The organism is Novosphingobium sp., from assembly GCF_032093395.1.
GTDB lineage: Bacteria > Pseudomonadota > Alphaproteobacteria > Sphingomonadales > Sphingomonadaceae > Novosphingobium.
Window position 1 is genome coordinate 1,130 of the sequence record NZ_DAMDBA010000150.1, and the last position, 2,882, is coordinate 4,011.

3 protein-coding genes and 2 pseudogenes are annotated in these 2,882 nt (G+C 61.5%); 2 read left to right on the forward strand and 3 right to left on the reverse strand.

The window, feature by feature from the left end; translation table 11 throughout:
• The 3 genes from RT424_RS24045 to RT424_RS24055 all read right to left on the reverse strand — a co-directional run.
• Nucleotides 1-354, reverse strand: a 354-nt coding sequence (locus RT424_RS24045) for a cation:proton antiporter (protein WP_313443376.1), incomplete at its 3' end; no start/stop codon positions are given.
• 31 nt (nt 355-385) lie between these two features.
• Nucleotides 386-694 carry an alkylphosphonate utilization protein gene (locus RT424_RS24050; RefSeq protein ID WP_011950649.1) on the reverse strand — a complete coding sequence of 103 codons (309 nt, stop codon included), beginning with the start codon at nt 692-694 and terminating at the stop codon, nt 386-388.
• A 14-nt stretch (nt 695-708) separates the two neighbouring features.
• Nucleotides 709-1,032 (reverse strand): helix-turn-helix transcriptional regulator, encoded by a 324-nt coding sequence (locus tag RT424_RS24055; RefSeq protein WP_313443379.1) that lies wholly within the window; start codon nt 1,030-1,032, stop codon nt 709-711.
• A 95-nt stretch (nt 1,033-1,127) separates the two neighbouring features.
• Here RT424_RS24055 and RT424_RS24060 point away from each other — a divergent pair.
• Nucleotides 1,128-2,734 (forward strand): annotated as a pseudogene (locus RT424_RS24060) (phosphoenolpyruvate carboxykinase).
• A 59-nt stretch (nt 2,735-2,793) separates the two neighbouring features.
• Nucleotides 2,794-2,882, forward strand: a pseudogene (locus RT424_RS24065) (acyl-CoA thioesterase); the annotation flags it as partial.

Genomic DNA, 2,882 nt, shown 5'->3' on the forward strand with positions numbered 1-2,882 from the left:
CAGCGCGAAGGCGACGGCAAGCGGCATGGCCGGGATCATCCAGTGGATGAAAAAACCCATCCCCACGACCGTCGCCACCACGAGGCCCAAGGCCAGTTCGACGATCGTCTTGCCGTCCTTGAACAGTTCCTCGCGCGGGATGCGCCAGCCATCCAGGAAGAGCAGCGGCGGCAGGAACAGGAGGAAGAATATCTCCGGGTCGAGCGTGACCCGCCAGTCCGCGGCCAGCCCAATGAGCGCGCCAAGTCCAATCTGAAACAACGGCCGGGGCAAGGGCAAGGGCAGCATTCGGGACAGAATGCCGCTCAGGATCACCGCGAGCAGCAAAAGCAAGACGATCGAGATGACTTCCAACAGGGTTCCTCTATCTTAGCGCCAGGCAGGCTCAGCGCTTACGGACGAATTCGGCGCGCAAAACGAGGCCCTTGATGCCCTCGTAGCGGCAATCGATTTCCTGGGCGTCGCCGGTCAGGCGAATGGACTTGATGAGAGTGCCGCGCTTGAGCGTCTGGTTGGCGCCCTTGACGGTAAGGTCCTTGATCAAGGTGACGCTGTCGCCATCGGCAAGGACATTGCCTACGGCATCGCGCACTTCGACCGCATCGCCCGGGTCTACCGCGCGCGCCTTCGCATCCTGTGGGCTGATCCATTCGCCGGATGCTTCGTCATACACATAGTCGTCCGAACTGCTCATCATCATCCCTTAGTTCACTGCGGCAGCGTCGCGCCGGCCTCTTCCTGGTCATACAGCAACGACGGCACGGTCCCGGCCGAGCGACCCGACTTCGTCTCACGCAGGCGCACTCCGCGTCCAACCCCGCTGCTCGGCGCGTTCTCGCCGAGCAGTTCAATGCCGGCACTTTCAAGCGCGCCGATCACTTTTACCAAGGTGTCGACCACGCCGCGTACCTGCCCCTCCGAGGCTTCCATGCGCTGGATGGTCGGCAGCGAAAGCTGCGCGAGCTGGGCGAGTTGGCGCTGGTCAATCCCGAGAAGGGCGCGAGCCGCACGCATCTGTTGCGAAGTGATCATACGCCCTCATGACGTATGAAACATCAAATTGCAATCTTATCAATCACGGATCATGTGTAATAAGGCTTACGAAACCAGACTCTCAAGGATCGACCATTGGCCTCCCAGGACTTCCCATCGCTTTCGCGCCTCAAGCTTCCAGCTCGCTGCATCGCAATCTGGGCACCGCGCCCCTGATCGAGCATGCGCTGCGCCGGGGAGAGGGCGTGCTTTCGCGCGACGGGGCCTTCGTCGTCGCCACGGGCAAGCATACGGGCCGTTCGGCGCAGGACAAGTTCATCGTCAAGGATGCCGAGACCGAGGCGGCGATCTGGTGGGGCAAGACCAATGTTCCCATGTCGCCCGAGCATTTCGCGGCGCTCAAGCAAGACTTCCTGAGCGCCCTGGGCGCGAAGGACACCGTCTTTCTTCAGGATCTCTTCGGGGGCTCGCAGAGCGAGCATCGCATTGCAGTACGGGTCTACACCGAGCTTGCCTGGCACAGTCTCTTTGTTCGGACCCTGCTGGTTCGTCCCAGCAGAGATGAGTTCGCGACATTCGTGCCTGAATATACGATCATCGACCTGCCGAGCTTCCGGGCCGATCCTGAACGCCATGGCTGCCGCAGCGAAACCGTGATCGCGGTCAATTTCGCGCAGAAGCTCATTCTGATCGGCGGCACGGCCTATGCCGGCGAGATGAAGAAGTCCGTCTTCAGTCTCCTTAATTACTTGCTGCCCAAAAAGGGGGTGATGCCGATGCATTGCTCGGCCAACATTGGCCCGAGGGTGACACAGCCGTATTCTTCGGCCTTTCCGGTACCGGCAAGACGACCTTGTCGGCCGATGCGAGCCGCACGCTGATCGGCGACGACGAGCATGGCTGGTCGCACAGCGCCATCTTCAACTTCGAGGGCGGCTGCTATGCCAAGGTGATCCGTCTGTCGCCCGAGGCGGAGCCCGAGATCTACGCCACTACCCGCCGCTTCGGCACGATCCTCGAAAATGCGGTGATCGATCCTGAAACGCGGGTCATCGACCTGGATGATGACAGTCTCGCCGAAAACAGCCGGGCCTCCTATCCGATCGAATTCATACCCAACGCGTCGGCCGACAATCTAGGGCCTGTTCCCCGCAACATCATCTTCCTGACAGCCGATGCCTACGGCGTCCTGCCCCCAATCGCGCGACTAACGCCCGAGCAGGCCATGTATCATTTCCTCTCGGGCTACACGGCGCGCGTGGCAGGCACCGAAATCGGCGTGACCGAGCCAACCGCAACCTTCTCCACCTGCTTCGGCGCGCCTTTCATGCCGCGCCATCCGTCCGTCTACGGCAATCTGCTCAAGGATCGCATCGCGCGAGGTGACGTCAAATGCTGGCTCGTCAATACGGGCTGGACCGGCGGGAGCTACGGCACCGGAAGACGCATGCCGATCAAGGTGACGCCCGCACTTCTCAATGCCGCGCTCGATGGCAATCTCGACGGCGTCACCTGCCGGATCGATCCGATCTTTCGGTTTCAGGTTCCCGTCGCCGCGCCCGAGGTCGACGACACCATCCTCGACCCGCGCGAAACGTGGGCGGACAAGGCTGCCTATGACGCAACCGCGGCCAAGCTTGCCCGCCTGTTCGCCGAGAATTTCGTGCAGTTCGAGGATGCCGTCGATCTCACCGTCCGCAATGCCGGGCCGCGCGTCGAACTTCACGCCGCCGAGGCGTGATCGCCAACGTCTCGATAAGGGAACGGGCGTTCCAGCCTGCTTGTGCTATGATAAGGACTATGACCACCGCGATTCCACACGCTTTCGAGATCGGCATCGATCCTTCCGACATCGACTTCATGGGTCATGTCAACAATGCCAGCTACCT